The sequence below is a fragment of the Halanaerobiales bacterium genome, from assembly GCA_035270125.1.
Classification (GTDB): Bacteria; Bacillota; Halanaerobiia; order Halanaerobiales; family DATFIM01; genus DATFIM01.
This window is the reverse complement of record DATFIM010000186.1, coordinates 1-7,810: the sequence shown is the minus strand read 5'-3', so window position 1 is coordinate 7,810 and position 7,810 is coordinate 1. Positions and strand designations below refer to the sequence as shown.

The following is a 7,810-nucleotide window of genomic DNA, read 5'->3' as shown; positions in this document are numbered from 1 at the left end:
AAATTAATTTCTCCTGAAAATTATTTACAAAGTGTCTTTATGTTAACTCTTATGGTAGGTGTTATTCAACTTATTCTTGGTTTTTTAAGAGTAGGTAATTTAGTAAATTATATTTCTCATGGAGTAGTAATTGGACTTACTACTGGTGTAGCTTTTGTTATTGCTGCAGGCCAGATTGGAAATATTTTGGGGGTTAGTCCTGAAAATGAATACAATGCCCTTACAACAATATATTCAACTTTTAAAAATATTGATCAAACTAATTTATATTCTTTAATTTTGGGTTTAGTTACAATAGTAATAATTATTATTTTAAATAATTTAAAAATAAATATACCGTCGTATTTAGTGGCAATTATTATTGGAATTGCCAGTGTTAATCTTTTTAATCTTGAAAACCAATTAGAAATCATAGGAGAATTTTCTGCTACTTTCCCGAGACCTCATATGATTAAATTTAACTTAATAACTATGCAAAAATTATTAAGTTCCGTTTTTTCTATAGCTATTTTATCATTTATTCAAATTCTTTCAATTATAAAAGTTATGGAAGAAAAGTCAGATGATTCTATTGATGTAAATAGGGAGTTTGTAAATTTAGGTATTATTAATTTATTAGTTTCATTTTTTAGAGGATTTGTTGTTACAGGTTCATTTAGTAAAAGTTTTGCTAATTATGAATCAGGTGCTTATTCAAGATTATCTGGTTTTTTCTCAGGGTTGTCTGCATTGATAATTGTTTTAGTTTTTTCTTCTATAATAAAAACTTTACCTATAGCTACTCTAGCAGCTATTATTTTAGTTGTAGCATATAATTTAATAGATTTCCCAGAAATATCAACCTGTTTTAAAACAACTAACTTTGATGGGGCAGTATTTTTAGCTACTTTTGTGATGACTATTATTTCACCTAGATTAGACTATGCAGTTTATTTTGGGGTGATAGTTTCTATAATTTTTGTTTTAAAAAGAAGTAGTAATATTAATTCTGATTACCTCACCTATAATTCAAAAGATGATAGTTTTGTAAAAAAACAATCTGGAGAATTAAATAAAGAAGATTATATTATTATAAACTTATCAGGGATTATGCATTTCAATGTTTCAGATAATTTAAAAGAAGAATTTGATAAAAGTGAAATTGAGAAGGATAAATATGTTATTAGAATGCGAGATGTAGAATATATTGATATAACGGTTATTAAAGAATTGGAAAGGTTTATTGATAAAGTAAAAGGAAGAGGAGGAGAAGTATATTTAAGTGGTGTTTCTGAGGAAAATTACGAACGTATAAAAGTATATGGAATCACTAAAAAAATTGATGAAGATCATATTTTTAGAGCTGGAGAAGAAATTTTCTCCTCAACCAAAGATGCAATTGATGAAATCGATAAATTTGAATAATTTTCTAATAAAAAGAAGGAATTTTTATCTTTATAAAGAAATATATCATATCCATCTAATATTGATTATTTTATGAATCATAATATACCAAAAAACTTACAATATAAAGCAGATATCATATTATAATAAAAATTAAAAATATTAAGAATCTTAATAAAATACTAATGAAAGGAGGAAAGATTAGTTTACCTACTATTTTTATCAAGTGAAAATTAAAAGGAGGCAGAAGAATAAAATGAGTAGAAAAATTATTACCTTGTTATTAGTAGGATTATTGGTTGGAGGATTATCGGTATCTGCTTTAGCTGCAGGACATCACTATGGAGGAGTTTGGAAAGATGCATTAATGAGTAACCCACCTGATTTAGATCCAGCTCAGGCTACAGATACAACTTCATCTGAAATGATATATCAGATGTTTGAAACACTGGTAGAGTATAATAATGCTGGAGAAGTATCACCTTTATTGGCTAAATCATGGGAAATTTCAGATGATGGTTTAGTATATACTTTCCATTTAAGAGATGATGTATATTTCCATGAAACAATAGAAGGTGGCACACCTACTGCTAATGGTGGAAGAAAAGTAACAGCTGAGGATTGGGTATGGACTTTAAATCATATTGTTAATCCTGAAACCCAGTCTCCAAGAGCCTATTTTATAGATATGGTTGTTGGATATCAGGAATTTAGAGATGGAGAAACAGATCATTTAACTGGTGTTAGAGCAGTTGATGAATATACTTTAGAAATGACTATTGATCGTCCTTTCGCTCCATTTTTAAGTGTAATGACTTATAATACTTTTAGTGTAATGCCAAAAGAAGATGTGGAAAAATGGGGAGAAGAATGGAACTTCCATCCTGTAGGAACAGGAGCCTATAAATTTGAAAAATGGGATCAGGATTCACTAATAGCAATGACTAAAAATGAAAATTACTGGATGACTGATGAAGAAGGTAATTCTTTACCTTATATGGATAGACTTGAATTTAGAATTATTGAAGATTTAACAATGATGTGGAATGAGTTTGAAATAGGTAATATATATCAAACACAGGTAGATGATCCATTCTATAATACTGCCAAAGAAAAATATGGGGATAATTATATGGAAAGACCATGGTTAGGAACTTATTATTATGGTATGAATATTGAAAAAGAACCTTTTGATGATGTAAAAGTAAGACAGGCAATGAACTATGCTATTAACAGAGAGGCTATGATTGATATAGTAATGAATGGTAGAGCAACACCTGCAAAAGGTGTTTTACCTCCTACTATGTTCGGTTATAACCCTGATCTTGAAGGTTATAGTTATAATCCAGAAAAAGCAAAAGAATTGTTGGCAGAAGCTGGATACCCAGATGGTATTGAAGTAACACTTCAATATAATACCAGTACTGGACATAAAAGAATTGCTGAAGCACTTCAGGCTCAATATTCTCAGGTTGGAGTAGATATAAATCTACAGAATGTTGACTGGGGTACTCACCTAGATTCTGTTGAAAGAGGAGAAGTTCCTTTCTTTAGAATGGGTTGGGTTGCAGACTATAATGATCCTGATAACTTCCTATATGTATTGCTTAACTCAGAAAATATAGGCCCTAGAGGTAACTATTCACGTTACAATAATCCTGCTTTTGATGAGTGGACAAAACAGGGAAGAATTCAGACTGATCCTGAAGTAAGAAAAGAAGTATATCAAAAGGCTGAACAATTAGTTGTAGAAGATGCTCCTTGGGTATTTATTTATCACTATACAACTCATTCTTTAATACAGCCATTTGTTGAAAACTATGAATTACCTAGTTTTGGCCAATATTCAAATAAATTTAGAGATGTCTGGTTAAATCAATAGTAATATCAATTCTCTATCTGGCCTCTATTTAAATAGAGGCCAGGTTTTAAAATTTTTAATGTAATTATTTAATTTATAAAAATTATTATTTTTAAAGATGAGAATTGGAGGTGTCTTATGTTAAATTATATTATTAGACGAACTTTATCTACTATTCCAATAATTATAGGAGTAGTTCTAGTTGTTTTTATTTTGACTACTATTGTTCCTGGTGATCCTGCTCGGATAATGATGGGGCAGAGAGGAGATCCAGATACTATAAAAATGATTAGGGAAGAAATGGGACTTGATAAACCAATTCCTGTCCAATTGGTAAATTTTTATAAAGATGTTTTCACATTTGATCTTGGTCGATCTTATCGGAATAATATGACTGTTATTCAGTCAATAAGAATAAGATTACCAGTAACAGCTAAATTAGCTTTTGGAGGAATGGCAATTGCTGTCGTTTTTGGTATGTTTTTAGGTATTTTATCGAGTACCCACCAATATACTTATATAGATTATTCAAGTATGATTTTTGCTTTACTTGGAATGTCCTCTCCAGTTTATTTTGTGGGGTTATTATCAGTTTTATTATTTGCAAATTATCTGGGATGGATACCTGGTACAGGTCTTGGTAATGGAGAATTTATTTATTTTGTTTTACCGATAATCGTTTTAGGAGTTAGACCAATGGCCTTAATTACTCGTCTTACTCGTTCAACTATGTTAGAGGTAATTCACCAGGATTATGTAACAACAGCTAGATCTAAAGGTTTAAAGGAAAGAACTGTTATTTATAAGCATGCTTTAAAAAATGCTTTGATTCCTGTAGTTACTATAATTGGTTTACAGACTGCCAGTTTATTAAGTGGTGTAATATTAACAGAAACAATTTTTTCTCTTCCAGGTCTGGGAAGATTGGCAGTTCAATCTGTAATCAATCGTGATTTTCCAATTATTAGAGGTATTGTTTTATTTATGGCTTTAGTATTTGTAGTGGCAAATTTATTAGTTGATTTATCTTATGGATTATTTGATCCTAGAATTCGTTATGAATAAAATAATATAAATTCTTTGCTGGAGGTGAATTTATTTGAAAGAAAAAAAGAAACAGGAAAAAAGTAATAGAGAAAAAGCCAGTTCACTTTTACGGGATGCCTGGAAAAGTCTAAGAAAAAATAAATTAGCTCTTTTTGGAATGGGAATTGTTATATTTTTTATTGTAATAGCGGTTTTTGCACCATATATAACACCATATGATCCGGTAGAACAATTAATTTGGACAGAAGGAGCTTCTGCAAAATTAGCTCCTCCTTCTAGTGAACATTGGATGGGAACAGATTTATATGGTCGTGATATTTTGACCAGAGTTATTTATGGAGCGAGAATTTCACTTCAAATTTCAATAGCAGCAATGGGTTTATCAGTTTTTATTGGAATAATTATGGGTACTCTGGCAGGTTATTATGGAGGAGTAGTTGATGATGTAATAAGCTGGCTTATAAATGTTTTATATGCATTTCCATTTTTACTCTTTATTATTGCAATAGTAGCTTATTTTCCACCAAGTTTAGTTCTAACATTTTCAGCTATAAGTTTAGTTTACTGGATGTCGATTGCCAGGGTTGTAAGAGGCCAGGTTTTTTCTATAAAAGAAAAGGAATATATAGAATCAGCTCGGGCTTTAGGAGTAAGTGATCTTAAAATAATGTTTAAGCATATATTACCTAATGTTATTGCACCTGTGATTGTTCAGGGAACACTTGGTATGGGAAGCATTATTTTAATTGAAGCTTCATTAACTTATCTTGGATTTGGAACCCAACCTCCTACTCCTAGTTGGGGATATATGATTTCTGCAGGTCAGGGATATTTAAAAAATGGACAATGGTGGTGGGGAGTTTTTCCTGGGATTGCAATTATTTTAACTGTTTTAGGATTTAATTTATTTGGTGACGGTCTACGTGATGCTCTTGATCCCAAAAATTAAAGTTAAAATAAATAGTTAATGGTTTAGCCTGCTGCAAAATTTATTTTTTGCAGCTTTTTTCTTGCTTATATATATGATATGATAATATTGAATATTATTTAGAAAATAATATTTGGAGGTTTTATTATGGAGAATTTAGAATATATTGTTTTTAATAATTCTATTTATAATTATTTAATTTCATTTTTAATAATAATTATTGGTAATTTATTTTTAAAAGTATTTAGAATATATTTTTGGGATAATTTGACTAAATATCTGAAAAAAATTTCTGAAAATCTTGCTAATTTTGTAGATGATATATTACAAAATAAAATTTTTCCCTTAGTTAATATTTTGCTTTTTTATATTGCTTTTATAAGATTGGATTTTAGTAATCTTATTCATAGAATTTTGGAAATGATTTTATTTGCAGCTGCTTTATTTTATATTATCCAGATTATTCAGGAACTTCTTATTTATAGTTTGAAAAAATACTGGAATAAAAAACAAAAAGATGTTTATCAAAGTAAAATGTTGCAATTTATAATTATGATTATTAGAATTTTTATCTGGATCATAGGTTTAATAGTATTATTAGAAAATATGGATATTGAAGTTGCTGGTTTACTTACTGGTTTAGGTATTAGTGGTATTGCTATAGCTTTTGCATCTCAAAAAGTTCTGGCTGATATTTTTAGTTATTTTACTATCTTTTTTGATAGACCATTTGATATTGGAGATTTTATTATAATTGGTGAACATAAAGGTACAGTAGAACATATAGGTTTAAAAACAACCAGAATAAAAAGTCTAAGTGGAGAAGAATTAGTATTTTCTAATAATGATTTAACTAATTCAAGAATAAGTAATTATGGTAAAATGAAAGAAAGACGGATTAATTTCAAAATAGGTGTTGTTTATTCAACTCCTTTAGAAAAAGTCAAAGAAATTCCCGGAATTATAGAAAATATAATTAATAATGTTGAGAAAACTACTTTTGATAGGGCTCATTTTAGTAGTTATGGGGATTTTAGTCTTATATTTGAAGCAGTTTATTATGTTAAAGATAGTGATTACAAAGTATATATGGATATTCAGGAAGAAATTAATTTAGGAATCAAAAAGAAATTTGAAGAATTGAATATTGAACTTGCCTATCCTACTCAAAGTATTCATTTAAATAATAATTCTGACAAAGTTATTTCTAAAAATTTAAAAGATGAGGTGGAATAAATGAAAAAAGAAAATATTGATAATATTGTTGATTATGTAGTAGATTTATGTGAGTTGCCAAGTCCTTCTGGTTTTACTAAAAAAACCGAAAAATATCTTAAAGAAGAATTTTATAATATGGGTTATGAACCTCAAGTTACTAATAAAGGGTCAGTAATTGTTGAAGTTGGAGGAAAGGGTAGTCCACTTGTTTTAGCAGCTCATGTTGATACATTAGGAGCTATGGTTAGAGCTATTAAAGATAATGGCAAACTTCGTTTTACTAAAATAGGCGGATATCCTGCTAATAATATTGAACAGGAAAATTGTATAATACATACTAGAGATGGAAAAGAATATACAGCTACAATTCAATTAGAAAAAGCATCAACTCATGTTCATAAAAATATAGAAGATATAAAAAGAGATAATAAGAGTCTTGAAATAGTTTTAGATGAAGTAGTGGATTCTAAAGAAGATGTGGAAGAACTTGGAATAAGAACAGGAGATTTCATTAGTTTTGATCCTAGAACAGTAGTAACTGAAAGTGGTTATATAAAAAGCAGACATTTAGATGATAAAGCAAGTGCCGGGATTTTAATGGAATTAGCTCATTATTTAAAAGAAAATGAAATTTCTTTAAATAGAAAAATATATCTTGTATTTACCAGTTATGAAGAAGTGGGACATGGTGGAGCAGCAGGTATACCAGAAGATATTGTAGAAATGATATCAGTTGATATGGGAGCAGTTGGAGATGATTTAGAAACTGATGAACATAAAGTTTCCATTTGTGCTAAGGATTCAGGTGGGCCTTATGATTATGATTTAACAACTAATTTAATTAATATAGCTGAAGATAAAGAATTAAATTTTGCAGTTGATATTTATCCACATTATGGCTCAGATGTTGATGTTACTTTACGTTCAGGTTTTGATATAAAACATGGTTTGATTGGTCCAGGAGTTTTTGCTTCTCATGGTTATGAAAGAACTCATGTTGAAGGTTTAAAAAATACCTTTAAATTAATTAATTCTTATATTACTAATAAATATTAACCAGATAATATATGATTTTTGGGAGGCAATATACAGTGTTTTCTAATTTAATAAATGATTTTAAAAACTATGAACTAAATAAATTCAAAAAGGATCTAATAGCAGGTTTAACAGTTGGGGCGGTTGCTTTACCACAAAACATGGCTTATGCTTTGATTATTGGGATTAATCCTGTTTATGGAATATATACTTCTATAGTTTCTATGATTGTATCCAGTATTTTTGGGATTTCTGATTATCTTGTTGTTGGTCCTACTAATGTTATGGCAATAGCTATTTCTAGTACCTTAAGTCAATATAATGGAGAAAATTATTTA

General features: G+C 29.0%; 7 protein-coding genes. All 7 read left to right on the top strand.

From position 1 onward, the window contains the following. A partial coding sequence (locus VJ881_09615) for a SulP family inorganic anion transporter (GenBank protein HKL76309.1) occupies positions 1 to 1,404 on the top strand: 1,404 nt, incomplete at its 5' end. Positions 1,405 to 1,639: 235 nt separating this feature from the next. Beyond that, complete coding sequence (locus VJ881_09610; GenBank protein HKL76308.1) at positions 1,640 to 3,265, top strand: ABC transporter substrate-binding protein; 1,626 nt, start codon at positions 1,640 to 1,642, stop codon at positions 3,263 to 3,265. A 117-nt stretch (positions 3,266 to 3,382) separates the two neighbouring features. Beyond that, positions 3,383 to 4,309, top strand: a complete 927-nt coding sequence (locus tag VJ881_09605) for an ABC transporter permease (protein HKL76307.1) — start codon at positions 3,383 to 3,385, stop codon at positions 4,307 to 4,309. Positions 4,310 to 4,343: 34 nt separating this feature from the next. Continuing rightward, a complete protein-coding gene (locus VJ881_09600) occupies positions 4,344 to 5,240 on the top strand; it encodes an ABC transporter permease (protein HKL76306.1) in 897 nt (298 codons plus the stop codon). A gap of 126 nt (positions 5,241 to 5,366) precedes the next feature. Next, positions 5,367 to 6,455 carry a mechanosensitive ion channel family protein gene (locus tag VJ881_09595; GenBank protein HKL76305.1) on the top strand — a complete coding sequence of 363 codons (1,089 nt, stop codon included), beginning with the start codon at positions 5,367 to 5,369 and terminating at the stop codon, positions 6,453 to 6,455. Next, on the top strand, positions 6,456 to 7,493 hold the full coding sequence (locus tag VJ881_09590; protein ID HKL76304.1) for a M42 family metallopeptidase: 1,038 nt from the start codon (positions 6,456 to 6,458) through the stop codon (positions 7,491 to 7,493). Positions 7,494 to 7,528: 35 nt separating this feature from the next. Further along, positions 7,529 to 7,810, top strand: a 282-nt coding sequence (locus VJ881_09585; GenBank protein HKL76303.1) for a SulP family inorganic anion transporter, incomplete at its 3' end; no start/stop codon positions are given.